The sequence below is a fragment of the Xanthomonas graminis pv. graminis genome (genome assembly GCF_030168915.1).
In the GTDB taxonomy this organism is placed as follows: domain Bacteria; phylum Pseudomonadota; class Gammaproteobacteria; order Xanthomonadales; family Xanthomonadaceae; genus Xanthomonas_A; species Xanthomonas_A translucens.
Map to the genome: position 1 here is coordinate 2898596 of NZ_CP076255.1, position 25658 is coordinate 2924253.

25 protein-coding genes and 1 pseudogene are annotated in these 25658 nt (G+C 69.0%); 6 read left to right on the top strand and 20 right to left on the bottom strand.

Annotated features, from left to right (window positions below; all coding sequences use genetic code 11):
- Positions 1-6: 6 nt before the first annotated feature.
- From KHF85_RS12580 to efp, 6 genes are all read right to left on the bottom strand, one after another.
- Complete coding sequence (locus KHF85_RS12580; RefSeq protein ID WP_284566920.1) at positions 7-717, bottom strand: phosphoglycolate phosphatase; 711 nt, start codon at positions 715-717, stop codon at positions 7-9.
- On the bottom strand, positions 707-1444 hold the full coding sequence (ubiG, locus tag KHF85_RS12585) for a bifunctional 2-polyprenyl-6-hydroxyphenol methylase/3-demethylubiquinol 3-O-methyltransferase UbiG (protein ID WP_284566921.1): 738 nt from the start codon (positions 1442-1444) through the stop codon (positions 707-709). Before ubiG ends, KHF85_RS12580 begins: the two co-directional genes overlap by 11 nt.
- 52 nt (positions 1445-1496) lie before the next feature.
- The gene (locus KHF85_RS12590) at positions 1497-2831 is read right to left on the bottom strand and encodes a TRZ/ATZ family hydrolase (protein WP_284566922.1); all 1335 of its coding nucleotides are present in this window, start codon (positions 2829-2831) and stop codon (positions 1497-1499) included.
- A 25-nt stretch (positions 2832-2856) separates the two neighbouring features.
- Positions 2857-3075, bottom strand: a complete 219-nt coding sequence (locus tag KHF85_RS12595; protein WP_284566923.1) for a hypothetical protein — start codon at positions 3073-3075, stop codon at positions 2857-2859.
- Between the two features lie 3 nt (positions 3076-3078).
- Positions 3079-3501 (bottom strand): TMEM175 family protein, encoded by a 423-nt coding sequence (locus tag KHF85_RS12600; RefSeq protein WP_284566924.1) that lies wholly within the window; start codon positions 3499-3501, stop codon positions 3079-3081.
- A 172-nt stretch (positions 3502-3673) separates the two neighbouring features.
- Positions 3674-4240, bottom strand: a complete 567-nt coding sequence (efp, locus tag KHF85_RS12605) for an elongation factor P (RefSeq protein ID WP_003466096.1) — start codon at positions 4238-4240, stop codon at positions 3674-3676.
- A gap of 101 nt (positions 4241-4341) precedes the next feature.
- Here efp and epmB point away from each other — a divergent pair, with 101 nt between their 5' ends.
- Positions 4342-5373 carry an EF-P beta-lysylation protein EpmB gene (gene epmB, locus KHF85_RS12610; RefSeq protein WP_284566925.1) on the top strand — a complete coding sequence of 344 codons (1032 nt, stop codon included), beginning with the start codon at positions 4342-4344 and terminating at the stop codon, positions 5371-5373.
- Between the two features lie 191 nt (positions 5374-5564).
- Here epmB and KHF85_RS12615 read toward each other — a convergent pair whose 3' ends face one another.
- The 3 genes from KHF85_RS12615 to KHF85_RS12625 all read right to left on the bottom strand — a co-directional run bounded on the left by KHF85_RS12615 (position 5565) and on the right by KHF85_RS12625 (position 9603).
- Positions 5565-7709, bottom strand: coding sequence for a putative bifunctional diguanylate cyclase/phosphodiesterase (locus KHF85_RS12615; protein ID WP_284566926.1), 2145 nt, complete (start codon positions 7707-7709; stop codon positions 5565-5567).
- Positions 7706-8596: a phosphate/phosphite/phosphonate ABC transporter substrate-binding protein gene (locus KHF85_RS12620; protein ID WP_284569549.1), complete on the bottom strand. Its 891-nt coding sequence runs from the start codon at positions 8594-8596 to the stop codon at positions 7706-7708. Before KHF85_RS12620 ends, KHF85_RS12615 begins: the two co-directional genes overlap by 4 nt.
- Positions 8597-8844: 248 nt before the next feature.
- On the bottom strand, positions 8845-9603 hold the full coding sequence (locus KHF85_RS12625; RefSeq protein ID WP_284566927.1) for an RNA methyltransferase: 759 nt from the start codon (positions 9601-9603) through the stop codon (positions 8845-8847).
- Positions 9604-9719: 116 nt separating this feature from the next.
- Here KHF85_RS12625 and KHF85_RS12630 point away from each other — a divergent pair, with 116 nt between their 5' ends.
- Complete coding sequence (locus KHF85_RS12630) at positions 9720-10547, top strand: inositol monophosphatase family protein (protein ID WP_284566928.1); 828 nt, start codon at positions 9720-9722, stop codon at positions 10545-10547.
- A 211-nt stretch (positions 10548-10758) separates the two neighbouring features.
- Here the strand turns inward: KHF85_RS12630 and secF are convergent, their stop codons facing one another.
- The 6 genes from secF to KHF85_RS12660 all read right to left on the bottom strand — a co-directional run bounded on the left by secF (position 10759) and on the right by KHF85_RS12660 (position 17165).
- Complete coding sequence (gene secF / locus KHF85_RS12635; RefSeq protein ID WP_284566929.1) at positions 10759-11724, bottom strand: protein translocase subunit SecF; 966 nt, start codon at positions 11722-11724, stop codon at positions 10759-10761.
- Positions 11725-11790: 66 nt separating this feature from the next.
- On the bottom strand, positions 11791-13635 hold the full coding sequence (gene secD / locus KHF85_RS12640) for a protein translocase subunit SecD (protein WP_284566930.1): 1845 nt from the start codon (positions 13633-13635) through the stop codon (positions 11791-11793).
- A gap of 56 nt (positions 13636-13691) precedes the next feature.
- Complete coding sequence (gene yajC, locus KHF85_RS12645) at positions 13692-14036, bottom strand: preprotein translocase subunit YajC (RefSeq protein ID WP_053834448.1); 345 nt, start codon at positions 14034-14036, stop codon at positions 13692-13694.
- A gap of 287 nt (positions 14037-14323) precedes the next feature.
- Complete coding sequence (tgt, locus tag KHF85_RS12650) at positions 14324-15466, bottom strand: tRNA guanosine(34) transglycosylase Tgt (protein ID WP_284566931.1); 1143 nt, start codon at positions 15464-15466, stop codon at positions 14324-14326.
- A gap of 72 nt (positions 15467-15538) precedes the next feature.
- The gene (queA, locus tag KHF85_RS12655) at positions 15539-16591 is read right to left on the bottom strand and encodes a tRNA preQ1(34) S-adenosylmethionine ribosyltransferase-isomerase QueA (protein WP_284566932.1); all 1053 of its coding nucleotides are present in this window, start codon (positions 16589-16591) and stop codon (positions 15539-15541) included.
- 142 nt (positions 16592-16733) lie between these two features.
- Positions 16734-17165 carry an Lrp/AsnC family transcriptional regulator gene (locus tag KHF85_RS12660; RefSeq protein ID WP_053837440.1) on the bottom strand — a complete coding sequence of 144 codons (432 nt, stop codon included), beginning with the start codon at positions 17163-17165 and terminating at the stop codon, positions 16734-16736.
- Between the two features lie 128 nt (positions 17166-17293).
- On the opposite strand from KHF85_RS12660, the gene KHF85_RS12665 reads away from it, so the two are divergent.
- The 4 genes and pseudogenes from KHF85_RS12665 to upp all read left to right on the top strand — a co-directional run bounded on the left by KHF85_RS12665 (position 17294) and on the right by upp (position 20034).
- A complete protein-coding gene (locus KHF85_RS12665) occupies positions 17294-18790 on the top strand; it encodes an aminotransferase class III-fold pyridoxal phosphate-dependent enzyme (RefSeq protein WP_284566933.1) in 1497 nt (498 codons plus the stop codon).
- Positions 18791-18803: 13 nt separating this feature from the next.
- A complete protein-coding gene (locus KHF85_RS12670) occupies positions 18804-19106 on the top strand; it encodes a hypothetical protein (protein ID WP_284566934.1) in 303 nt (100 codons plus the stop codon).
- Between the two features lie 68 nt (positions 19107-19174).
- Positions 19175-19301 (top strand): annotated as a pseudogene (locus tag KHF85_RS20660) (alpha/beta hydrolase); the annotation flags it as partial.
- Between the two features lie 100 nt (positions 19302-19401).
- A complete protein-coding gene (upp, locus tag KHF85_RS12675) occupies positions 19402-20034 on the top strand; it encodes a uracil phosphoribosyltransferase (protein ID WP_284566935.1) in 633 nt (210 codons plus the stop codon).
- Positions 20035-20053: 19 nt separating this feature from the next.
- On the opposite strand, the gene KHF85_RS12680 is transcribed toward upp, so the two are convergent.
- From KHF85_RS12680 to KHF85_RS12700, 5 genes are all read right to left on the bottom strand, one after another.
- A complete protein-coding gene (locus tag KHF85_RS12680; RefSeq protein ID WP_345782160.1) occupies positions 20054-21787 on the bottom strand; it encodes a glycoside hydrolase family 9 protein in 1734 nt (577 codons plus the stop codon).
- Between the two features lie 53 nt (positions 21788-21840).
- Entirely contained in the window at positions 21841-22749 is a 909-nt protein-coding gene (locus KHF85_RS12685) for an MBL fold metallo-hydrolase (protein ID WP_284566937.1), read from the bottom strand.
- Between the two features lie 47 nt (positions 22750-22796).
- Positions 22797-24542 (bottom strand): gamma-glutamyltransferase, encoded by a 1746-nt coding sequence (gene ggt / locus KHF85_RS12690; RefSeq protein ID WP_284566938.1) that lies wholly within the window; start codon positions 24540-24542, stop codon positions 22797-22799.
- Positions 24539-24823 carry a YfhL family 4Fe-4S dicluster ferredoxin gene (locus tag KHF85_RS12695; protein ID WP_003466018.1) on the bottom strand — a complete coding sequence of 95 codons (285 nt, stop codon included), beginning with the start codon at positions 24821-24823 and terminating at the stop codon, positions 24539-24541. The genes ggt and KHF85_RS12695 overlap by 4 nt, the downstream gene beginning before the upstream one ends.
- A gap of 315 nt (positions 24824-25138) precedes the next feature.
- Positions 25139-25633 (bottom strand): hypothetical protein, encoded by a 495-nt coding sequence (locus KHF85_RS12700; RefSeq protein ID WP_284566939.1) that lies wholly within the window; start codon positions 25631-25633, stop codon positions 25139-25141.
- Between the last annotated feature and the right edge of the window lie 25 nt (positions 25634-25658).

Here is a 25658-nt window from a genome sequence, read left to right on the forward strand (position 1 = left end):
GGAAGGTCAGGGAAGCTGCGGCGCGCCGGGCCAGGCGCGCGCATCGAGCAAGTCGGCCGGCGCGGCGACCAGCGCATCGGCGCGCCAGGCCAGCGGATCCTCGCCGTCCAGGCGGTAACCCCACAGCACCGCCACCGAGGCCATGCCGGCGGCGCGCGCGGCGAGGATGTCGCGTTCGTCGTCGCCGACGTAGGCGATCTGCTCAGGCGGTACGCCCAGGCGCTGCGCGGCGACCTGCAGCGGCAGCGGGTGCGGCTTGCGCTCGGCCAGGGTGTCGCCGCCGATCAGCACCGCGCAGCGCCGTTCCCAGCCCAGCTGCGGCAGGATCAGCCGCGCCAGGGATTCGGGCTTGTTGGTGACGATGCCCCACACGCAGCCGGCGTCCTCCAGCCGCTGCAGCAGCGCCGCGATGCCGTCGAATAATTGCGAATGCCGGCCGATCCGCATCTCGTACTGGCGCAGGAAATCGGCAATCAACGCATCGCGCTCCGCGGCCGGCAACTCGGGAAAGGCGACGCCCAGCATCGCCCGCGAGCCCTTGGACACCACCGGGCGCAGCTGCTCCAGGGTCAGCGCGGCACGCCCGCGTTCGGCCAGCAGCGCATTGGCCGCGGCCAGCAGATCCGGCGCGCTATCGAGCAGCGTGCCGTCCAGGTCGAACAGCACCGCGCGCGGAAATCCGCCGCACGCCGGCGGTGCCGATTCCCTATTCCCCATTCCCGCTTCCCGGCTTCAGCGCACACGCCAGGTAGTTCACCTCGGTGCGCGTGGACAGCCGCGCGCGGTTGCGCCACGGCTCGTAGAGCATGCCGCTGACGTCGTGCAACTGCAGCTCGGCCTGGCGCAGCCACGCGGCCAGTTCGGCCGGCTTGATGAAATCCTGGTAGCGATGAGTGCCGGTGGGCAGCAGCCGCGCCACGTACTCGGCACCGACGATGGCCAGCGCGAACGCGGCCGGGGTGCGGTTGAGCGTGGACAGGAACAGCTGGCCGCCGGGCTTGAGCAGGGTCGCGCAGGCGCGCACGATCGCCGCCGGATCGGGCACGTGTTCGAGCATTTCCATGCAGGTGATCGCGTCGAAGCTGCCCGGGCGCTCGGCGGCCAGATCCTCGACCGACTGCACGCGGTAGTCGACCTCCACCCCGGACTCGAGCTGGTGCAGCCGCGCCACCTTGACCAGTTCCGGGGCCAGGTCGATCGCGGTGACCTGCGCGCCCTCCTTGGCCAGCGCCTCGCTGAGCAGGCCGCCGCCACAGCCCACGTCGAGCACGCTGGCGCCGCGCAGCGGCAGCCGCTCGGCGACGTAGCGCAGGCGCACCGGGTTCAGCGCGTGCAGCGGTTTCTGCGGGCCGTCGGCGTCCCACCAGCGGGTGGCCAGGGCGCCGAACTTGTCCAGTTCGGCCTGATCGAAGTTGGCGGACGTATTGGCAGCGGAAGCGGTCATGGCGGCATCTCGGTTGGGCCGCGCGCGCAGCGCGGCACGGCAGTAAAGCGGATCAGGCGTGCACGCTGCGGATGCGTTCGCGCCATTGCCGCGCGTTGGCGACCAGCGCGTCGGTATCCATGTCCACCAGCACGCGCTGCTCGAGCTTGCGCTGGCCGGCGATCCACACGTCGCTGACCTGCTGCCGGCCGGCCGCGTAGACCAGCTGCGACAGCACGTTGTGCAGCGGCTGGGTTTCCAGCGCCGACAGGTCCACGCAGATCAGGTCGGCCTGCTTGCCGACCTCGATCGAGCCGATCTTCTCGCCGAAGCCCAGCGCGCGCGCGCCGCCCAGCGTGGCCGCGCGCAGCGTGGTGGCCGCGTCGAGCGCGGTGGCGTCGTTGGCCACCGCCTTGGCCAGGATCGCCGCGGTGCGGTTCTCGCTGAACATGTCCAGGTCGTTGTTGCTGGCGCAGCCGTCGGTGCCGATCGCCAGGTTCACGCCCGCGCGCTGCAGCGCGCAGGCCGGGCAGAAGCCGGAGGCGAGCTTGAGGTTGGACTCGGGGCAATGCACCACGCTGACCCCGCGCTCGGCGCACAGGTGGATCTCCGCGTCGGTGAGCTGGGTCATGTGCACCGCGATCAGGCGGTCGTTGACCAGGCCGAGCCGGTCCAGCCGCGCCAGCGGGCGCTGGCCGTACTGCTTGAGCGAGTCGGCGATCTCCTGCGCGGTCTCGTGGGTGTGCAGGTGCACCGGCACGTCGAGCTGGTCGGACAGCATCCGCACCCGCTCGAAGTTGGCGTCGTTGACCGTGTACGGCGCGTGCGGGGCAAAGGCGATGCCGATCAGCGGATCGTCGCGCCACTGGTCGTGCACCTCGCAGGCGCGTTCGAAGTATTCGTCGGAGGTCTTGGCCCAGGCGGTCGGGAAATCGATGATCACCGTGCCCACCCGCGCGCGGAAACCGTGCTGCTTGTACACCGCGGCCTGCACGTCGGAGAAGAAGTAGTTCTCGTTGGCGCAGGTGGTGCCGCCGCGCAGCATCTCGGCGATCGCCAGCGCGGTGCCGTCGGCGACGAACTCCGGGCCGATCACCGCGGTCTCCACCGGCCAGATGTGCTGCTGCAGCCACACCATCAGCGGCAGGCCGTCGGCGATGCCGCGCAGCAGCGTCATCGGGTTGTGGGTGTGCGCGTTGACCAGGCCCGGCAGCAGCGCCGCGTCCGGGCGCGACACGGTGCGCGCGGCGGCGAAGCGCGCGCGCGCCTGCGCGGTCGGCAGCAGCGCGACGATCTCGCTGCCGCGCACCGCCACCGCGTGGTCTTCCAGCACCACCGCGTGCGGTTCGATCGGGACCACGTAGCCGGCTTCGATCAGCAGGTCGCAGGATTCGGGATTGGAGGTCATCGCAAGCGCTCTGGAAAAGGAAAGATCAGGTCGCCGCCTGGGCTTGGTCGATGCGCCGCTGGTACACGCGCATCACCCCCCACTGCAGCACGAACACGGCCACGAAGCCCAGCCGCCCAAGCAGCGGCGCAACCATCGCCAGCGGAATGCACAGCGCGAACACCACCGGCGCGACCGCCACGCGCTGCGTCATCGCCCGCGCCTGCAGCGCGCCCAGCCGCTGCACCAGGCCCTCCTTGCGCACCGCTTAGGCATGCATCAGGTAGGCGGCCAGGCCGATCGCGGCCAGATGCGCGCAATACACCGCGAACGCCTCGTGGTTGCCGAAATAGTCCGAATACAGTGCGGTGGAAAACGGCAGCAGGCCGATCAGCAGCAGTTGCAGCACGTTGAGCCAGATCAGCCGTTCGTCGAACTGGCGGATGTGCCGGCACAACTGCAGATGCGACTTCCAGAACAACGCGGTGACCAGGAAGCTGACCGCGAACCCGATGAACAGCGGCAGCATGTGCCGCAGCGCGGCCAGGATGCCGCCGGCGGCCTCGACCTGGGCATGCCCAGGCACCTTGATCTCCACCGCCAGCAAGGTGATGGCGATGGCGAACACCGCATCGCTGAAGAACACGACCCGGTCGTGCGGGTACTTGGCATCGGCGGCGGCGTGGCTCATGGTCGCGGGTATTCCTGGAAGCGGATCGGCCGCGATCGCCGCACGGCGATTCGGCATTGCATCGGCGTGGCGGCCGCACGCGGCGAACCCATGCGACCTGCTGCCGTCCAGCGCAGCCGCTGCCGGTTGCCGGCGGGCGGCCAGGTGCCGCCCGGCCGCGCCGGCCGTGGGCTTACTTGACGCGCGAGAAGTACTCGCCCGAGCGGGTATCGACCTTGATGATTTCGTCCTGGCCGACGAACAGCGGCACCCGCACCACGGCGCCGGTTTCCAGCGTGGCCGGCTTGCCGCCGCCGCCGGAGGTATCGCCGCGCACGCCTGGGTCGGTCTCGACGATCTTCAGTTCGACGAAGTTCGGCGGGGTGACCTGGATCGGGGTGCCGTTCCACAGCGTCACCACGCAATCCTCTTCGCCCTTGATCCACTTGGCGGCGTCGCCGACGCCGGTCTTGTCGGCCTGCACCTGCTCGAAGGTTTCCTGCTGCATGAAGTGCCAGTACTCGCCGTCGGTGTACAGGTACTGCATGTTGGTATCGACCACGTCGGCCGCTTCCAGGCTGTCGGTCGCCTTCATGGTCAGTTCGACCACGCGCCCGGACTTGATGAAGCGGTACTTGATGCGGGTGAAGGCCTGGCCCTTGCCCGGCTTGACGTATTCGGTATCGGTGATGATCGCGGGCTCGCTGTTGACCAGGATCTTCATCCCGTTCTTGACGTCGTTCATGCCGTAGCTGGCCATCTGAAACTCCTCGGGTAAGGCAAACCCGCCGCGTTCGGCGGCCGGCCGGATAGAATGGAAAGCCCCGCCGCAACCGGCGGGCACTCGTTTTATGACCGCATATGATAACCGCAGCCCCCCGCCCGATGCAGCCGTCCCCGTCCCCCGCCGTCCTGGCCCCGCCGCGCTGGCAGCAGCTATGGCGCGACGCCGTGCGCGACCCGCGCGAATTGCTGGCGTTGCTGGGGCTGGACCCGCAGGCGCTCGGCGTCTCCGAACAGGCTGCGACGCAGTTCGCACTGCGCGTGCCGCGCGGCTTCGTGGCGCGCATGCGCCATGGCGACGCGCACGATCCGCTGCTGCGCCAGGTGCTGCCGATCGACGCCGAACTGCGCCGGATGCCGGGCTTTGCGCTGGATGCGGTCGGCGACGCGGCGGCCAAGAAGGCCGACGGGGTGATCCAGAAATACCGCGGCCGCGCGCTGCTGGTCGCCACCGGCAGCTGCGCGGTGCACTGCCGCTACTGCTTCCGCCGCCACTTCCCGTATGCCGAGGAAACCGCCGCACGCGACGGCTGGCGCGAGGCGGTGGCGGCGATCGCCGCCGACCCGGACATCGACGAGGTGATCCTGTCCGGCGGCGACCCACTGTCGCTGGCCACCTCCAAGCTGGTCGAGCTGACCGAGGCGTTGGCGGCCATTCCGCACCTCAAGCGCCTGCGTATCCATAGCCGCCTGCCGGTGGTGCTGCCCGAGCGCGTCGATGCGCCGCTGCTGGCCTGGCTGCGCGCGCTGCCGTGGCCGGTGGCGTTCGTGATCCACGCCAACCACGCCAACGAATTCGACGCCAGCGTGGATGCCGCGCTGGCGCAGCTGCGCGACAGCGGCGCGCAGCTGCTGAACCAGGCGGTGCTGCTGCGCGGGGTCAACGACAGCGTCGCCGCGCTGGCCGCGCTGAGCGAGCGCAGCTTCGCCGCCGGCGTGCTGCCGTACTACCTGCACCAGTTGGATCGGGTCGAAGGCGTGGCCCATTTCGAAGTGGACGACGCCACCGCGCGCGCCCTGCACCAAGCCCTGGCCGCGCGGCTGTCCGGGTATCTGGTGCCGAAGCTGGTGCGTGAGATTGCTGGCGATACGGGGAAGCGGGCGCTGTAGGTTTTGTCGGGACTCGGGACTCGGGACCCGGAACAGCGAAAGCCGGGACGCCGGGAACGATGGCGACACCCCATTCCCCTGGCCTTCACCGAATAAAAAGCCGCCATCCGCGCAGCCATTTTCATTCGGAATCTTGCAGCACCGGGAACCCCGCTCTTCCGGGTCCCGAGTCCCGAGTCCCGGGTCCCGAACTAGACTTGACCGCGCGCCATGCCCTCGCTCGCCAGCAGCTGGCGGAATTCGGCGGCGCTGAGCGGGTGGCTGAGCCAGAAGCCCTGCCCCAGTTCGCAGCCGCGCTCGCGCAGCAGTTCGAACTGCACTTCCTGCTCGATGCCCTCGGAGACCACGGTGATGCCCAGCGAATGCGCCATGGCGATGATCGCGGTGGTCAGGGCCAGGTCGTCGGGGTCGCGCTGCAGGTCGGCGACGAAGCTCTTGTCGATCTTGACCCCGTCCACCGGTACCTGGCGCAAATGGCTCAGCCCCGAGAAGCCGGTGCCGAAATCGTCCAGCCACACCTTGACCCCGGTGCGGTGCAGCCGCGCCAGCATGCTCGCGGCCTGCAACTCGTCGCCGATCACCGCGGTCTCGGTCAGTTCCAGGTGCAGTTGCGCCGCCGGCAGCCCGGATTCGCGCAGGCAGTCGGCGACGATTTCCGGCAGGTCGCCGCTGCGCAGTTGCCGCGGCGACACGTTGACCGACACGAACAGGTCGCGGCTGCCGTCGAAGCGCTGCCATTGCGTGGCCTCCAGGCATGCCGCGCGCAGCACCTTGGGGCCGATGCTCTCGATCAGCCCGCTCTGCTCGGCCACGTCGATGAACACCGTCGGCGAGATCGTGCCCAGCGCCGGGTGCTGCCAGCGCAGCAGCACCTCCACCCCGACCATGCGCCGGTCCAGGGTGCGGAAGATCGGCTGGTACACCAGTTTCAGTTCGTCGCGGTCCCAGGCGCCGCGCAGTTCGTGCTCCATGTGTATGCGCCGCTCCACCGCGTAGTCCATCGCGCGGCTGTAGAAACGGTGGCAGTTCTTGCCGGCCAGCTTGGCCTGGTACATCGCGATGTCGCCGTTCTTCAGCAGCGCCGAAGCGTCCTCGACATCGCCGGGGTAGACGGTGATGCCGATCGAGGTGCCCATGAACACCTCACGGTCCTGGATCCGCAGCGGCTCGCGCAGTTCCTGCACCAGCCGCTCGGCCAGGCTGGTGGCGACCTGCACCGCATGCTCGTCCTCGACCAGGATCACGAATTCGTCGCCGCCGAAACGCGCCAGCAGCGCGTCGTGGCCGCCCAGCTGATCCACCGCCAGCTGGATGCGCCGCGCGAACTGCAGCAGCGCCTCGTCGCCGGCCTCGTGGCCGAGGGTGTCGTTGATCCGCTTGAAGTCGTCGATGTCGGCGAACAGCAGCGCCAGGCGCCGGTGCGAGGTGCGCGCGGTCAGCATGCGGTGGTCCAGCGCCTCGCGGAACGCGAGCCGGTTGGTCAGTCCGGTCAAGGCGTCGGTGTAGGCCATGTGGCGCACGTCGCGGTCATGGCGCGCGATCGCCTCGCTCATGCGCACGAATGCGCGCAGCAGTTCGCTGACCTCGTCGTGGCGGCCGCTGTCGCGGCGCTCCACCACATAGTCGCCGGCCTCGATCTGGCGCGCGGCCGCAGCCAGCCAGCGTACCGGCGCCACCAGCGTGCGCTGCACGTAGATCGCCACCATCACCGCGGTCAGCCCCAGCGCCGCCAGCAGCAGCAACAGCCAGCCCAGGTGGCGCTTGCCCAACGCGCCCAGGCGCTCGTCCAGGTTCTCGCCGGCCTTGCGCTCGTAGACCAGCGCCCGCGTCCAGGACATGCCCACGCGCACCCCGCCCACGCGCTGGTCGCCGATCATGATCGGCATCGACACGTCCAGGATCTCCTCGGACTCCTGCGCCAGCAGGCCATTGGCCTTGATCGCCGCCTCGGCCATCGGGCCGCGCATGCGCTGGCCGTAGCCGGGCAGATCGTCGCTGCCGTCGTGGATCAGGCGACCGTCGGCGTCGTACACCAGCACGTAGGCCACCGCCACGTAGCCCAGCGCCGCGCGCACCTGGGTGCCGATCGCGTCCAGGTCCGAGTAGTACACGGGGTTGGCCAGCGACTCGGACAGCTGCCGCGCCAGGGTTTCGCCGCGGGTGCGCATGCTGCGGTCGAACAGGCCATGGATCACGTTGCCGCTGAGCGTGCGCACCTCGTTCTGCATCGCCGCCTGCCGCTCCAGCATCAACGCCAGGATCGCCATGATCAGCAACGCGGCCACGCCCATCGCCAGCAGGAACCTGGCCTGCAGTCCGAAGCGCAGCCTCTTCATTCCACTTCCAGCTTGACCTGCGCAACGCCGGCACGCAGCTGGTCCAGCCGCCTCTGCGAGGCCCGATCGACCGGGTAGAAGCCGGAGGTGCCGAAGAACTTGTGCAACGCGGCGCTGCCCTGCGGGTCGTCGGCGGCTTCCAGCAGCACCTCGCGCAGACGCGCCTCCACCGGCGAGGCCAGGTCGCTGCGCACCATCTCCACCGCGCGCGGGAACGGCTCGGTGCGGTAGATCACCCGGAAATCGCGGCGGAACGCGGGCGGCACGCGGCGGTCGTCATCCCAGTCCAGGTTGCTCAGCGCGCCGGCGTCCACCAGGTGCTTGTGCACGTAGGAGGCGATGTTGAGTTCGGAGCGCGCGAACACGTAGCCGACCGTATTCGCCGAGGCCTGGTCCTTCGGCGAGAGCAGGATCTCCGGGTGCAGGTCGTGTTCGAACAGGGTCATCATCGGCACCAGGTAGGCGCTGGTGGACAAGGTGCTCTGCAGCGCCAGGGTCCGTCCCTGCAGGTCGCGCAGGGTGTGCAGCGGGCCGTCGCGGCGCACGAAGAATACGGTGTGGTAGTCGCGCACCCCGCCACGCTCGGTCAGCAGCAACGGCCGCACCCCGCCGCGCTGTTGCAGCGCCATCGCGGTGGCCGCGGTTTCAGTGACCCAGTCGACCCGGCCGCGGCGCAGGTAGCTGCTCATCTGCTGGCTGTCGCGCGCCATCAGGATCTGCCCGGAGGTGATGCCGACATCGCGCATGCGCGGCACCACGTAGTCCAGTAACGGTTTCAGTTGCTCATAGTGGGCCTTGGGGTTGTCGCTGATGCGGCCCAGCACCAGCACCGACGGGCGCGCGTGCACGACCGCAGGCCAGCAGATCGCCAGCGCCAGCCACACCATGACGACACGCCAACGCGAACTTTGCAAACCACATTCCCCATGCAGAATCCATAAGCCTAGCCGAAAGCGTCAGCTGGCAACAGCTGTTGGGGCCGGGACTCGGGACTCGGGACTGGGGACTGGGGACTCGGGGCGCCCATGGCGCGGCAAGGAAACGAACGTGCCGTGCATCACGACAAGCGACCAGCTGCCAACGACTAGGGCTCCTGCTTCGCCGAGTCCCGAGTCCCGAGTCCCGAGTCCCGAAACTAACTGCGCGCCTGTCCCGCCAGCCGCGCCATGCGCTGCGCATCGGACAGGATCCCGCGCAGCAGCCGCACTTCCTGCTCGCTCAGCGCATTGCGCAGGAACAGCCGGCGCAGCTTGCGCATCGCCGAATCCGGCGCGCGGCCCTTGTGGAAGTCGATGTCGTCCAGGGTGTCGCCCAATTGCCCGAACAACCCTTCCAGCTGAGCATGGCTGGCCGCGGCCTCGCGGAAGCCGGGTTCCGGCGCCACCGCCGCGGTGCCTTCGCCGCGCAAGTGCGCCAGGCGCAGCTCATAGGCCAGCACCTGCACCGCCGCGGCCAGGTTGAGCGAGCTGAACGCGGGATCGGAAGGAATGTGCACCGCCGCGTGGCAGAGCTGCAGTTCCTCGTTGGTCAGGCCGGTGCGCTCGCGGCCGAACACCAGCGCCACCTCGGCCTGCCCGGCCGCGCTCACCAGGCGCTGCGCGCCGTCCGCCGGCAGCAGTTCTTCTAGCGCCACCCGCCGGCTGCGCGCGGTGCAGCCGAGCACCAGCTGACAGTCGGCCACCGCCTCGGCCAGGGTGGCCAGCACCGGCGCCTGCTGCAGTACGTCCTCGGCGCCGGCCGAGCGCCGGTAGGCGTCCTCGTCGAGCGCGCGCTCCGGCGCCACCAGCACCAGCCGTGCCTGGCCCATGGTCTTCATCGCCCGCGCCGCCGCGCCGATGTTGCCGGGGTGCTGGGTACCGACCAGGACGAAGCGGATGCGGGCAGAAGCGGTCATGGCAGAGAAGATGCGGAGCGAACGGGGCGTAGATGGTAAACTGCGCGGCCGGCCTTCGCGCCGGACTGTTCTTTTCCTCCGCCAGATCCTTCTCCGCCCTCTCGGGAGCCGTTGCCATGCAAAAACCCGCCGTCACCGTCATGGTCAAGGCCGCCCGCCTCGCCGGCAATGTGCTGCTGCGCCATATCAACCGGCTGGAAGCGCTGAACGTGGTGCAGAAGGACCGCATGGACTACGCCAGCGAAGTCGATGCCGACGCGGAGAAGGTGATCGTCAAGGAACTACACCGCGCCTATCCCGATTACGGGGTGATGGGCGAGGAAGGCGGCGTGCAGGGCGGCGGCCGCTACATGTGGGTGATCGACCCGCTCGACGGCACCAGCAACTACCTGCGCGGCTTCCCGCACTACTGCGTGTCGATCGCGCTGGTCGAGAACGGCGAGCCGATCGACGCGGTGATCTTCGATCCGCTGCGCAACGAGCTGTTCACCGCCAGCCGCGGCAACGGCGCGGTGCTCAACGACCGCCGCATCCGCGTCAGCGAGCGCAAGGATTTGAACGGGGCGATGGTCAACACCGGCTTCGCCCCGCGCGAGCGCAAGCGCACCAGCGCCCAGCTCAAGTGCGTGGACGCGCTGATGGTGCAGGCCGAGGACATCCGCCGCACCGGCTCGGCCGCGCTGGACCTGGCCTACGTGGCCTGCGGCCGCACCGACGCCTACTTCGAGGCGGGGGTGAAGGCCTGGGACATCGCCGCCGGCGTGCTGCTGGTGCGCGAGGCCGGCGGCCGCATCACCGACTTCAAGGGCGCCACCCCGGGCCGCATCGACGACCGCGGCGTCCCGCAGTACCAGATCGTGGCCGGCAACATCAAGCTCAGCGAAGTGCTGCAGAAGCTGATCGTCAACACCGGGTATGCGGCGGAGTTCGACGCGAAGTTTTGATTGAGGAGGCGGGACTCGGGACCGGGGACCGGGGACCCGGAAAAGCAAAAGCCGGGGTGCCGAGGACGATTGCGACGCCCTCCCCGATCATTACCGCCCCTTCGTCAAACAAAAAGCCGCGCAGATGCGCGGCTTTTTGTTGTCAGGAATCTTGCAGCAGCAGAAACCCGCTCTTCCGGGTCCCCGGTCCCCGGTCCCTGGTCCCGGCTCCTCACGGCCTCCGCGCCAACGCCTCCACATCCTTGGTCTTCGGCAGCAGGTCCTGCTTGGTCACCTGGAACGGGCCGATCGACAGCAGCGGCACCGCCACGATCACCGAGGACACCACCACGATGACCGCGCCGATCATGTGGGTCAGGGCCAGGCCTTCCATCGAGGTACCGCCGTACAGGTACAGCGCCAGCGCCGACAGGAAGAACATGACCGCGGTGATCACGGTGCGCGACAGGGTCTGGTTGATCGAGCGGTTCAGCACTTCCACCGGCTCCACGCGCAGGCTGCGGAAGTTCTCGCGCACGCGGTCGAACACCACGATGATGTCGTTGATCGCAAAGCCCATCACCGACAGCAGGCCGGCCAGCACGGTCAGGTCGAATTCGCGGCCGGTGAGCGAGATGTAGGCCACCGTCACCAGCAGGTCGAACAGCGCGGTCAGGCTGGCCACCACCGCGAACTTCCACTCGAAGCGGAACGCGATGTAGATCAGGAAGCCGACCAGCATGAACAGCGTCGCGTACACGCCGTTCAGCGCCAGGTCCTTGCCGACCTGCGGGCCGACGAATTCGCCCGGCTTCACCGTCGCCGGATTTTCCGCCGTGGTCACCGCCTTGCGCACCTGCTCGGCGAGGTTCCTGGTCAGGTCTTCGTTGTTGTGCTCGCCCTGCGGCTGCAGGCGGATCACGATCGCGTTGCCGCTGCCGACGTTCTGCACCTGCGCGTTCTCGAAGCCGGCCGTGGCCAGCTGCTCGCGCACGTGGTCGATGTCCACCGGCTTCTGGAAGCTGGTCTGCACCAGCGCACCGCCGGTGAACTCCAGCGCGTAGTTGAAGCCCTTGCCGAAGATCACCCCGAGCGAGGCCACCGCCAGCACCAGCATCAGCACCAGGGTCGGACGCCGCCAACGCATGAAGTCGATCTTGGTGTCGTTCGGGATCAGGTGGAGCGGGAAAATTTTCATGGAGACGTGCTCTTCAATTTTTTAAAACCCGCACAGGGATGTGCGGGCTCTTGCGAGGGACTCGCATCAGATAGCAACGGACTTGAGCTTCTTGCGGCGGCTGTAGATCAGCGTCGCCAGCGCGCGCGACACGGTGATCGCGGTGAACATCGAGGCGAAGATGCCGATGATCATGGTCAGCGCAAAGCCCTTCAGCGGCCCGGTCCCGAACGCGTACAGGGCCACGCCGACGATCAGGCCGGTGAGGTTGGCGTCGAGGATGGTGCCGCCCGCCTTCTCGTAGCCGGCGGCGATCGCCGACTTCGGCGGTACGCCCAGCCGCAGTTCCTCGCGGATACGCTCGTTGATCAGCACGTTGGCGTCCACCGACAGACCGACCGACAAAGCCAGGCCGGCGAAGCCGGGCAAGGTCATGGTGGCGCCGAACAACGACATCACCGAGACCACGATCAGCAGGTTCATCAGCAGCGCCACCGAGGTGATCGCGCCGAACATGCGGTAGTACACGCCGAAGAACGCCAGGGTGAACAGGAACGCATAGACCACCGCGGTGACGCCGCGCTCGACGTTCTCCGCGCCCAGGCTCGGGCCGATCACGTATTCCTCGACGAAATCCATCGGCGCGGCCAGCGAACCGGCGCGCAGCAGCTTGGCCAGGTTCTCGGCCTCGACCTTCTCCAGGCCGGTGGTCTGGAAGTTCTTGCCAAACACGCCGGCGATGCGGGTCGGCGCCAGCGCCTCTTCCTTGACCCGCACGCTGCGCACTTCCTTGCCGTCGACCATGCTCACGGTCGGGATGCGCTCGATGTACACCACCGACATCAGCTTGCCGGTGTTGGCGCTGGTGTAGTCGAACATGCGCTGGCCGGCGACGTTGTTGAGGGTCACCGAGACCGCCGGCAGCCCGTTCTGGTCGTTGCTGACCACCGCGCCGACCATCTGGTCGCCGGACACCAGCACGCGCTTGTTCAGCAGCACCGGCGTGCCGCTGTCGCGCAGGCGGAACACCTTGGCTTCCGGCGGGATGTTGCCGGTGCGCACCGCGTCCTCGGCATTGCCCTCGACCACGCCGCGGAACTCCAGCGTGGCGGTGGCGCCGATCATGCGCTTGGCCTCGGCGGTGTCCTGCACGCCCGGCAGTTCGACCACGATGCGGTCTTCGCCCTGGCGCTGGATGATCGGCTCGGCCACGCCCAGCTGGTTGACGCGGTTGCGCAACGTGGTCAGGTTCTGCTCGATCGCGCCGGCGGCGATCTGCTTGAGCTCGGCGTCGGGCACGCCGACCGCGATGGTCTGCCCGGACACGGCATAGCTCAGCGTCGGCTGCGCCTTGCTCAGTGCGGCGCGCGCGGCATTGACGTCGGCGCCCTCGCCCAGCCCGACCTGGATGCTGTTGTCGGCACGGCGCTCGACCGAGCGGTAAGGAATGCGGCTGTCGCGCAGCGTGGTGCGGATGTCCTCGGCGAAGGCGTCCAGGCGCTTGTCCAGCGCCGCCTTCTGGTCCACCTGCAGCGCGAAGTGCACCCCGCCCACCAGGTCCAGGCCCAGCACCATCGGCTTGCCGCCGATCGCCGACAGCCACTGCGGCACGGTCGAGGCCAGGTTCAGCGCCACCGTGTAGTTCTCGCCCACCTGCTGGCGCAGGATGTCGTTGGCACGGGTCTGCGCCTGCAGGTTCTGCAGGCGCACCATCAGGCTGTCGCCCTCCTTGGCCACCGACTTGGGGGTGATCCCGGCCGCCTTCAGGTCGGCGCTGACCCGATCGCGCAGGGCCTCGTCGAGCTGGCCGCCACGGCTGGCGGTGATCTGTACCGAAGGGTCCTTCTGGTAGACGTTGGGCAGCGCGTACAACGCACTGAACGCCAGCACGATCAGGATGAGGAAATACTTCCAGCGCGGAAACTCGAGCATTGCAGGACCCCGCGCGACGCCACGCCGGCGCCGCGCCTAGCAGTAAGAGAAATGGATCAGGCGGACTTCAGCGTGCCCTTGGGCAGCACGTTGCCGATGGCGGCCTTCTGCACGCGGATACGCACGTTGTCGGCGACTTCCACGGTGATGAAGTTGTCGCCGATATCGGTGACCACGCCGGCCACGCCGCCGGAGGTGATGACCTCGTCGCCGCGGCCGAGCTTGTCCAGCATCGACTTGTGCTCTTTCTGCCGCTTCATCTGCGGGCGCAGCATCACGAAGTACATCACCGCGATCAGGATGATCGGCAGCAGGAACATCTGCATGCCGCCACCGGCGGCAGGAGCGGCGCCGGCGGTCTGCGCCTGGGCCACGGGAATCAGGAAATCGAGCGGGTTCATCGGTGTGTCCTATGGTTTGGGCAGCCCGTCGCCGGGAAAGGCACGGACTGCTGGTTTGTCGCCTGAGGCGGCAAGCAGCCGCCGATTATGCCACGATCTCTCCTTACCCCTGGTTCGGGCCGCAACGCCTCTCTTCTCCCACCGGGACCGCTGTTCCTTCTCCCGTCGGGAGAAGCTGCCGCGCAGCGGCGGATGAGGGTACGGGCGCAGCCTGGTGCACCCAGACTCCGCGAGACGCTGCGCGCCGCCCCCTCCCCCAACCCCTCTGCCGGAGGAGAGGGGCTTTGTCACTGCTCCGATGGAAGCGGTGTCGCTTCCGCCCCGCGCGCCGCATAGAAGGACCGCCGGAACTGGGCAAAGGTTCCCGTGGCGATCGCCGCGCGCATGTCGGCCATCAGCTTCTGGTAGTACCAGAGGTTGTGCAGGGTGCCCAGCATCGGCGCCAGCATCTCGTTGCAACGGTCCAGATGGCGCAGGTAGGAGCGGGTATAGCCGCCGCTGCAGGCGTGGCAGCCGCAGCCCGGCTCGATCGGCGCCAGGTCGCGCTCGTAGCGGGCGTTGCGGATGCGCACGGTGCCGAACGCGGTGAAATAGTGGCCGTTGCGCGCATTGCGGGTCGGCATCACGCAATCGAACATGTCCACGCCGCGGGCCACGCCCTCGACCAGGTCCTCCGGCCGCCCGACCCCCATCAGGTAGCGCGGGCGGTCGGCCGGCAGACGCGGATGCAGGTGTTCGAGCATCGCGTTGCGCTCGTGCTCCGGCTCGCCCACCGCCAGCCCGCCGATCGCATAGCCGTCGAAGCCGATCGCCTGCAGGCCCTCGATCGAGCGCGTGCGCAGGTCCGCATGCACGCCGCCCTGGACGATGCCGAACAGCGCCGCGTCGTTGTCCAGGCCGTCGTGCGCCTCGCGCGAGCGCTGCGCCCAGCGCAGGCTCAGCTCCATCGAGCGGCGCGCGACGTCCTCGGTGGCCGGGTACGGAGTGCACTCGTCGAAGATCATCACGATGTCCGAGTCGAGCACCTTCTGGATCCGCATGCTCTCCTCCGGCCCCAGGAACACCTTGGCGCCGTCGGTCGGCGAGGCGAAGGTCACGCCCTGCTCGCTGATCTTGCGCCGGTGCGCCAGCGAGAACACCTGGAAGCCGCCCGAATCGGTCAGGATCGGCCCGTCCCAGCGGGCGAAGCCGTGCAGCCCGCCGTGGTCGCCGATCACGTCCAGGCCCGGCCGCAGGTACAGATGGAAGGTATTGCCGAGGATGATCTGCGCGCCCAGCGCCTTGATCTGCTCCGGCAGCACGCCCTTGACCGAGCCGTAGGTGCCGACCGGCATGAACGCGGGGGTTTCGACCTTCCCGCGCGGGAAGGTCAGGCGCCCGCGGCGCGCGGCGCCGTCGGTGGTATCGAGCTGGAACTGCAATCGGGACATGGAGAGGCCGGGAATGGAGAATCGGAAATCGGGAATGGAAACGACAACGGACGGAGCAACGGCTTCTGGCTTTTACGACGCCGCATTCCCCATTCCCGATTCCCCGCCCCACAACAACATCGCATCGCCGTAGCTGAAGAAGCGGTAGCGCTGTTCGATCGCATGCCGGTAGGCGTCGAAGATGCGCTCGCGGCCGGCGAAGGCCGAAACCATCATCAGCAGCGTGCTTTCAGGCAGATGGAAGTTGGTGACCATCGCATCGACGCTGCGGATGCGGTAGCCGGGCAGGATGAAGATCTGCGTCTCGCCGGCGAACGGATGCAGCTGGCCATCCTTGGAGGCGCTCTCCAGCGCGCGCACCACCGTGGTCCCGACCGCGATCACGCGGCCGCCGGCGGCGCGCGTGCGCCGCACCTGCTCGACCAGGCTGGCGCCGACATTGAGCCATTCGCGGTGCATCACGTGCTGCGCGAGCGCCTCCACCCGCACCGGCTGGAAGGTGCCGGCGCCCACGTGCAAGGTGACGTGGCCGACGCTCACGCCGCGCGCCTGCAACGCCTCCAGCAATGGCGCATCGAAATGCAGGCCAGCGGTCGGCGCGGCGACCGCACCGGCCTCGCGCGCGAACACGGTCTGGTAGCGCTCGCGGTCGTCCAGCCCGGGCTCGCGGCGGATATACGGCGGCAACGGCAGGCGCCCGGCCTGCTGCAGCCACGCCTCCAGGGTGTCGGGTACGTGGAATTCCAGCACGTAGAACTCGCCGTCGCGGTCCAGCACCTCGGCCTCGCCGCCGGCATCCAGGGCGATGCGCGCGCCGGCCTTGGGCGACTTGCTCACGCCCAGCTGCGCGCGCGCGCGCTGGCCGCCGAGCAGGCGCTCGATCAGGATCTCGACACGACCGCCGCTGCTCTTGTTGCCGAACAGCCGCGCCGGGATCACCCGGGTATCGTTGAACACCAGCAGATCGCCCGGCTGCAGCAGCTCGGGCAGATCGCGCACCTGGCGGTCGGCGAACGGCGCCGGTGCCGGCGGCACCAGCAGCAGGCGGCTGGCGGAACGTTCGGCCAGCGGCGCCTGCGCGATCAGTTCCTCGGGCAGGTCGTAGTGGAAATCGGACTTCTTCAAGGCCGGCGCATCACAGTACAGGTGGCCGGTCATTGTAGCTGGAGGGCCGGGATTGGGGATTCGGGATTGGGGATTCGCAAAAAGCGCGGCGCCTGGCTCCGCTCTAACCAATCCCTAATCCCGAATCCCCAATCCCGGCACCTCAACGCTCGAACTTGGTCGACAAGATGATCGACGAGGTCGTCCGCTCCACCCCATCGACCGCGCCGATGCGGTCGGTCAGCACGTCCATGTCGTTGACGCCCGGCACCACCCCCAGCGCGATCAGGTCGTAGGAGCCGCTGACCGAATGCAGCACGCGGACCTCGTCGATCTCGCGCAGCGCCTTGACCACCGAGGTCATCTTCTTCGGCAGCACGGTGATCAGGATGTGCGCGCGGATGTGGCCCTGCTCGAAGTCGTCGCGGGTGCGCACCGTGTAGCCGCAGATCACCCCCTCGCGCTCCAGCCGCTCGATCCGGCTCTGCACGGTGGTGCGCGACAGGCCGAGCTTGCGGGCGATCTGCGCGGTGGAGGCGCGGGCGTCCTCGCGCAGCAGCGAGAGCAGGCGTTCGTCGGAGGAAGTGATCTTCATGCGCGGCCAGATTTCGTCGAATCGACGAAATTATCCGATTTCCTGCACAAATCAACTCTGCCAACCGACGATCCGGTCCTGATAATAGAAAGCCTATCGCCAAACGCCCCGCCTCCAGGAGATCCCGCATGTCCGTCCTCGGCCCCCTCGCCCCGCTGCGCGCCCATGCCGGCGAACGCCTGACCGCTGGCCTGGACGATGCCAGCATCGACCGTCTGGCCGCCTCGCACCCGCAGCTGGGCGCCGCGATCGACGCCGCCGCCGCGGACCATGCGCGTCTTGTCACGGAGTTCGCCGACCTGCTCGAGCTGGACGAGATCGAGCAGATCCGCACGCTGCAGGCCGGCTTCGTCAACTTCTACGCCGACGACGCGGTGACCCCGTACGTGGCGCTGACCGCACGCGGGCCATGGGTGGTCACGCTGAAGGGCGCGGTGCTGTACGACGCCGGCGGCTACGGCATGCTCGGCTTCGGCCACACCCCGGACGCGGTGCTGGAGGCGATGGCGCGGCCGCAGGCGATGGCCAACGTGATGACCCCGAGCCTGGCGCAGCTGCGCTTCGAGCGCGCGCTGCGCGCCGAGATCGGCCAAAGCCGCGGCGGCTGTCCGTACAGCAAGTTCATGTGCCTCAACTCCGGTTCCGAAGCGGTCGGCCTGGCCGCGCGCATCGCCGACATCAACGCCAAGCTGCAGACCGACCCGGGCGCGCGCCACGCCGGCGCCCGGATCAGGCGCATCGTGGTCAAGGGCAGTTTCCACGGCCGCACCGACCGTCCCGGGCTGTATTCCGACTCCAGCCGCAAGGCCTATCTGCAGCACCTGGCCAGCTATCGCGGCGAGGATTCGGTGATCGCGATCGCGCCCTACGACGTGGACGCGCTGCGCCGCGCGTTCGCCGATGCCGAGCAGCACGGCTGCTTCGTCGAGGCGGTGTTCCTGGAGCCGGTGATGGGCGAAGGCGACCCGGGCCGCGCGCTGCCGCCGGCGTTCTACGCCGCCGCGCGCGAACTGACCCGCGCCCACGGCAGCCTGCTGCTGGTCGATTCGATCCAGGCCGGGCTGCGCGCCCACGGCGTGCTGTCGGTGGTGGATTACCCCGGCTTCGAGCAACTCGAGGCGCCGGACATGGAAACCTATTCCAAGGCGCTCAACGCCGCGCAATATCCGCTGTCGGTGCTGGCGGTGACCGAGCATGCCGCGCAGCTGTACCGCAAGGGCACCTACGGCAACACCATGACCAGCAACCCGCGCGCGCTGGACGTGGCCAGCGCCACGCTGGCGCAGCTGACCCCGCAGGTGCGCGCCAACATCCGCGCGCGCGGCGCCGAGGCAGTGCAGAAACTGGAGAAGCTCAAGAGCGAGCTCGGCGGATTGATCACCCAGGTGCAAGGCACCGGCCTGCTGTTCTCCTGCGCGCTGGCCTCGCAGTTCAAGTGCTACGGCGCCGGCTCCACCGAGGAATGGCTGCGCCAGCACGGGGTCAACGTGATCCACGGCGGCGAGAACTCGCTGCGCTTCACCCCGCATTTCGCGATGGACAGCGACGAGCTGGACCTGCTGGTCGGGCTGATCGGCCGCGCGCTGCGCGAGGGTCCGCGCCTGGCGCAGGCCGCAGCCGCGTAAGGCCGGCTGGCGCATGCTGCAGGACCTGGCCGAGGCGATCGCCCGGCCGCTGTTCGAACGCGTCCTGCAGCTGTTCGGCTACTGGAGCGGCCGCAGGCTGCTACTACCGGCGCTGTCGCTGGGCTGGATTCGCGCCGAAGCCCGGCGCGACCGGCCGCTGCACCGGCCCGGCAAGCGCCACCACGGCCAAGCGTTGCTCTATCGCGACGCCAGCGGCAGCATGGTCGCCAGCGACGATGCGCTGATGATCCTGGGCCTGGCGTGCTGGGCGCTGCTGGCACTGGCCGCGTTCCTGCTCTACCGCCTGGCGCGGTGAGTCGCGCTGGCGGCCTCATTCGGTCGAGCTGACCACTACCTCGCTGGCAGCCAGCGTTCCTTTTGATCAAGATCGGCGTGCTGGGCTTCTCGGCGGGCGGACACCTGGTGGCGGCGATCAGCACGCATTTCGAGCGCCGGCGCTACCCGTGCCATCGACGCGACGGAACAGCACAGCGGCTGGCCGGATTTCGCGCCTCCGGCTGGCGCCGGTGCCGGCACTTGCCGCTGCACGCAACTGGCGACGCTCGCGCCGGCTGCGGCACACTGTGCGCATCCCCGTTGCGAGCGCGCCCATGAAGATCGTCGAAGTCCGCCATCCGCTGGTGCAGCACAAGATCGGCCTGCTGCGCGACGCCGCGCTTAGCACCAAGGGCTTCCGCGAACTGGTCACCGAACTCGGCACCCTGCTCGGCTACGAGGCCACCGCCGACCTGGAGACGGAAACGCACACCATGGACGGCTGGGCCGGCCCAACCGAGGTACAACGCATCGCCGGGGCCAAGATCACCCTGGTGCCGATCCTGCGCGCGGGGCTGGGCATGCTGCCCGGCGTGCTGGCGCTGATTCCGACGGCGCGGGTCAGCGTGGTCGGCCTGCAGCGCGACGAGGAAACCTTGCAGCCGGTGCCCTACTTCGAGCGCCTCACCGGCCGCCTGGAAGAACGCGACGCGCTGATCCTGGACCCGATGCTGGCCACCGGCGGCACCCTGATCGCCACCGTGGACATGCTCAAGCGCGCCGGCGCGCGGCGGATCAAGGGCATCTTCCTGGTCGCCGCGCCGGAAGGGCTGCAGGCGCTGCAAGCGGCGCATCCGGACGTGGAGATCTACACCGCCGCGATCGACGACCACCTCAACGACAAGGGCTACATCCTGCCCGGCCTCGGCGACGCCGGCGACCGCATCTTCGGTACGCGGGTCGCCTGAGCCGCAGCTCCGCGCGACCTCAGCGCTGCAGGTTCTGCAGCGCCGCGCTCACGTACACCAGCGGCGCGTTCCAGTTGATCGCCACTTCGTTGCTGGCGTAGCTGCACTCCTGGTCCAGGTAGGACAGCGCCGGCAGCGACGAGGCGTAGGCATGCTTGCACACCTTGGCATCCTGCTGGCCCGGCTGCGGGCCGCCGACCAGCAGGCCCGGCACCGGCAGGGCGACGCCATCGGCGATGGAGATGCGATGGTGGATGTGCAGCGGCGAGCGTGCGCCGATGCCGGTCACGAACGACATGCCCAGCGGATTGCGTCCGAGCACGTAGTCCAGCTGCGACTGCGCGGCCTGCAGATACTGCGGCTTGTGCTCCAGCTGATACGCCTGCAACAGCAGCATCGCCTGGTTCAGCGCGTTGCCGTTGCTGCCCCAGTGGAAGTCGCCGGGGGTCATCGCCAGCTTCCACGCCGAATCCTGCCAGGCGCGCAGCAGCTGCGCGGCCACGCCGTCGATCTCGCGGGCGATGCGCGCCTGATCGGCATGCGCGGTCAGCCGCGCGCGGTGCTGCGCCAGCGACATCCAGGCCAGCCCACCCACCGCGCCCCAGCTCGGCACGCTCGCAGGCACATTGCGCGCCATCGCCGCGTCGTAGAAGGCATCCTCGCCGGTGGCCAGGTACAGCTCGGTCGCCGCCCAGGCGAACTCGTCGTCGAGCGTGTCGTCGGCGTAGCCGCCGGTGTGCACATCCGCCGGCTGCCGGTAGACCGCGTCCGGATGCGCCTGCGCCCAGGCCCAAGCGCGGCGCGACGCCTGCAGCATGCGCTTGGACACGCCGCCGCCGAAGCGGTCGTCGAACGGCGCGTAGATGCGGCTGGCCTGGGCCATCACCGCGGCGAAGTCGAGCGTGGCCGCGGTGCTCTTCTGCACCACGTAGCGCGGCGCGCGCGCCTGGTCGGGCATCTGCATGCCGCCGAAGTCCAGGTTGGTCAGCTTGTGGTACACGCCGCCGTCGCCCGGATCCTGCATCGCCAGCAGCCACTGCAGGTTCCAGTCGACCTCGCGCAGGATGTCCGGCACGCCGCCGCCGCTGTCCGGGATACCTTCCTTTTGCGCGGCGAAGTAAGCCGGAAACTGCTCGTAGGCAGACAGCAGCGTGTAGACGGTGATGCCGGAATTGACCACATACTTGTTGTAGTCGCCGGCGTCGTACCAGCCCTTCGGCGCGGAGATCGCGGTGCCGGCCGGGCGCCCGGGCGAAGCCGCCGACGCGTGGACCAGGACATGCGTATCCGGATGCCCTTCGGCGCGCGCGTGGCGGCCGGCGTACTCGCCGGGCAGCGCGGTGCTGGCGCGGTTGAAGTAGTAGGCCTTCAGTGCCGCGCGCGTCACCCCATCGTAGGCATCGGCGGCGATGGCGAAGCTGTCCGACGGCGGCAGTCCGTCCACCCGCAAGCGGTAGCGGCCCGCCGCGCGCAACGCGGAGAAGTCGGCGATGCGCGCCGTCTGCTGCGCCGGCGCCCATGTCGCCGCCGGCCCGAGCGTGCCGCGCAGCACCACCTCGCCCGAATCGGCACGTTCGACCGCGAATGCGTCGCCATGGCCATCGGGCACCACCGCGAGCTTGCTGGCGGCCGGCAGGTAGCCGACCTGGTTGAGCCGGATCGGCGACATGGCCGCATCCTCGGAACGCGAGGCGCAGCCAGCGACGAGCAGGCAGGCGAAAAGCAGGCAACGCAAGGCGATAGGCAGGTTCATGCGCCGATACTGGCTGGCCGCGATGACGGCTGCAAGCGCCGCGCCAAGGTCTTTCAGCCGCCAGCCGGGATGCCAGCGGCCAGCACGCGCGCCTGCAGTGCCGGCAGCTCATGCGTGGTGACGAAACGGCCCTTGCCATCGCGCGCCAGTTGCGCCAGCGCGCAGTCCGGGTCGTGGGTAAAGAACAGGTGCACGTTGCGCGCCAGCGCGTCTTCCAGGAATGCGCGCTTCTCGTCGATCAGCAGTTCGGCGTTGCGGTCGTAGCCCATGGTGATCGGCACATGCACCCAGGAGCGCCCCGGGATCAGATCGGCGCAGAACGCGACGCCGCCATGCGCCTGGCCATCGGCCTGCCGCGCGCCGACGATTTCGGCCAGCATCAGCCCCGGGGTATGCCCGTCGCTGAAACGGAAACGCACCGCCTCGCCCAGCGCGCGCGAGTAGTCGCCGTCGACCAGCTCCAGGCGGCCGCTGGCCTCGAGCAAGCCGGGCAATTCGGGAATGAAGCTGGCGCGGTCGCGCGGATGCGGCTGCAGCGCACGCTGCCAATGCGCCGCACCCACCAGGAAACGCGCGTTCGGGAACAGCAGTTCCGGCGCCGCGCCCTCGCGCCACGGCGCCAGTAGCCCGCCGGCGTGGTCGAAGTGAAGATGGCTCAGCACTACCACGTCGATATCGGGATGCGCGACACCGGCCTCGCGCAACGAATCCAGCAGCACTTGGCGCTCTTCCTGGATCCCGTAACGCTCGCGCAGCGCCGGTGCGAAGAACGCGCCGACGCCGGTCTCGAACAACACCGTCTTGCCGGCCAGCGGGCGCGCCAGCAGCGCGCGGCAGGCCAGCGCGATGCGGTTGCCGTCGTCGGGCGCGGCCCATTGCTGCCACATCGCCTTGGGCGCGTTGCCGAACATCGCGCCGCCGTCGAGCTTCTGCGAATTGCCTTGGATGGACCAGAGTTTCATTGCCGGGATTCGGGATTGGGGATTCGCAAAAGCGCGCGGCGTGCGACTCAGCGCGCTGGCGCTGCCAGTTGCACGACCTCGGCGCTGCCGACCTCGTTGCGCGGATCGCTGCCGCCGCTGAGCACGTTGTTGCACTTGTCCCACTCCACGGTCTGCAGGTTGCCCCACACGTGACTGGAACCGCGCCCGCCCTCGGCGCTGTCGCCGGGCAGCTCGAGCGCGTGGCCCAGCGCCTGTAGGCCGTGCACGGTGGCCGCGTCGAAGGTGCCGGTCTCGGCCTCGATCACGTCCGGCAACCACTGGTGGTGGTAGCGCGGCAGCGCGGCGACCTGTTGCGCGCTGAGGCCGTCGTCGTAGCCGAGGATGCCGAGCAGCACCATGGTGATGATGCGGCTGCCGCCCGGGGTGCCGAGCACGATCGTCTTGTCGGCGTTCTCCATGAAGGTCGGCGTCATCGAGCTGAGCGGGCGCTTGCCCGGCTTGGGCGCATTCGCGGCGTAGCCCATCACCCCGAACGCGTTGGGCGTGCCGGGCTTGAGCGCGAAGTCGTCCATCTCGTCGTTGAGCAGCACGCCGGTGCCCTTGGGGATCAGCCCGGAGCCGAACAGCAGGTTCACGGTCTGGGTCGCGCCGACCCGGTTGCCCTCGCCGTCGATGATCGAGAAATGGGTGGTCTCGTCGTCTTCCAGCGGGGTCGGCTGGCCCGACAGCAGGTCGCTGGGCGTGGCCTTCTCCGGGTTGATGGTCGAACGCAGGCCCACCGCATAGTCCTTGCTCAGCAGCACGCGCTGCGGCACCGTGGTGAAATCCGGATCGCCGAGGAAGAAGGTGCGGTCGCGGTAGGCGCGGCGCATCGCTTCCACCACCAGATGGGTGCGGTGCACCGGGTCCATGGCCTTCAGGTCGTAGCCTTCCAGCATCTGCAGCATGCTGGCCAGGGCGATGCCGCCGGACGACGGCGGCGGCGCGGTGGTGATGCTCCAGCCCTTGTAGTCGAAACGGATCGGCGTGCGCTGCTTGACCGTATAGCCGGCCAGTTCCTCGGCGGTCCAGTGGCCGCCAGCCTGCCTGACCCCGGCCAGCAGCTTGTTGGCGGTGGCGCCGCGATAGAAACCGTCGAAGCCCTTGGCGCCCAGCAACTGCAAGGTATTGGCCAGTTCCGGCTGCTTGAACAGGTCGCCTTCGGCGATCGGCTTGCCGTTGCGCAGATACACCTCGCGGGTGCCGGGATAGCGCTCCATCACCTCGCGCCGCGACTGGTAGCCCTGGGCCATGCGCCGGTACACCGGGAAGCCGTCGCGGGCGATGCGGATCGCCGGCGCCAGCGACTGCTGCAGCGGCAGCTTGCCGTGCTGGGTCGCCAGCTCCACCAGCGCCGCCGGCAGGCCGGGAATGCCGGCCGACCACGGGCCGTTGACCGAGCGGTCGCGGTCCAGCGCGCCCTTGGCGTCCAGGAACTTGTCGGCGGTCGCCGATTCCGGGGCGACTTCGCGCGCGTCCAGCATCACGTCCTTGCCGGTCCTGGCGTCGTGCAGCAGGAAGAAGCCGCCGCCGCCCAAGCCGGAGCTGATCGGCTCGACCACCGCCAGCGTCGAGGACACCGCCACCGCCGCGTCGAACGCGTTGCCGCCCTCGCGCAGGATCTGCAGGCCGGCATCGGTGGCCAGGCGGTGGCCGCTGGCGACGGCCGCGCCGGGCGGATGCGCGGCAGCGGTAGCGACCGGCGCCTCGGCCCACGCCGACGGCGTCAGGACCAACGCGAGCAGCAGGACACGGCGGACGAGGGTTCTCATGCGGCGGGGGGCTCCTGTGGGTACAACTCGGGATGATCGCGCTGCAGCTGCAACAGCTTGGCCAGCAACTGGTCGTGGCTCTCCGGGATCGCCGGATCCGGATCGATGCATTCGACCGGGCACACCACCACGCACTGCGGCTCGTCGAAATGGCCGACGCATTCGGTACAGCGGGCCGGGTCGATCACATAGATCGTCTCGCCCATCGCGATGGCCTGGTTCGGGCAGGCCGGCTCGCAGACGTCGCAGTTGACGCACAGCTCGTTGATCTTGAGGGACATTTCACTGGATTCGGCGCTAACCCGGGCATCTTACCGGATCGCGCGGCGCGCCCCTGCGAAGGGCGCGGCGCGCAAGCGCAACGCAGCGTCGCCTGGCGTGGCGGCGGCGCGCGCATGCACCGCGGCAGCTGACAGCCTCGGCTTCGAAAATGGCTGGATTGGTCTCGCCAGGCAGTCGGCGATCCCACACGCAACTGACCTTGCGTCAGCGCATCGGTGGCGGCCGCAGAGGCCGCCACGCCTGTCCGCTGCGCCGCGCCGAACGCCTGGCAGGCGGCGTGGCCGGCGCGCCCGGGCAGGCGCGCCGGCGATGCCTCACTTCGCTTCGACGAAGATGTACTCGGCGCCGGTCGGCTGGATCACGGCCTGCACGCGGGCGTTGTCGGCGGCGCTGCCGATGTAGACCACGCGCACGCCCTTCATCGTGTTCGGCCCGACCTTGGCGAAGGCCGCGGCGATCAGGTCGGCCATCTTGGCCGAGGCCGAGGAGCCGAACGCCAGCATGTTGCCCGGCTGGATGCCGCGGCCGATGGCGGTGGTGGCGCTTTCGACCTGGCGATCGTACTTGGCCTGGAAGTCCGCATCCGACTCCGGCGGCAGGTAGTACAGGAACGGGCTGTTGGGGATGTTGCCCATGTTCTGCAACGCCACTTCCTGCAGGTACTTCTTCCAGCCGGCGTCGTCGTCCTTGGACGGCGCAACCAGCGCCGTCTGCGCGTCGGCGGCGGGCGCGGCGGCCTCTTCCTTCTTGCAGGCGGTGAAGCCCAGTGCCAGCGAGGCGATCAGCAGCACGCGTACGGTGTTCTTCATGGATGGCTCCCTTGTTTGTATGTGA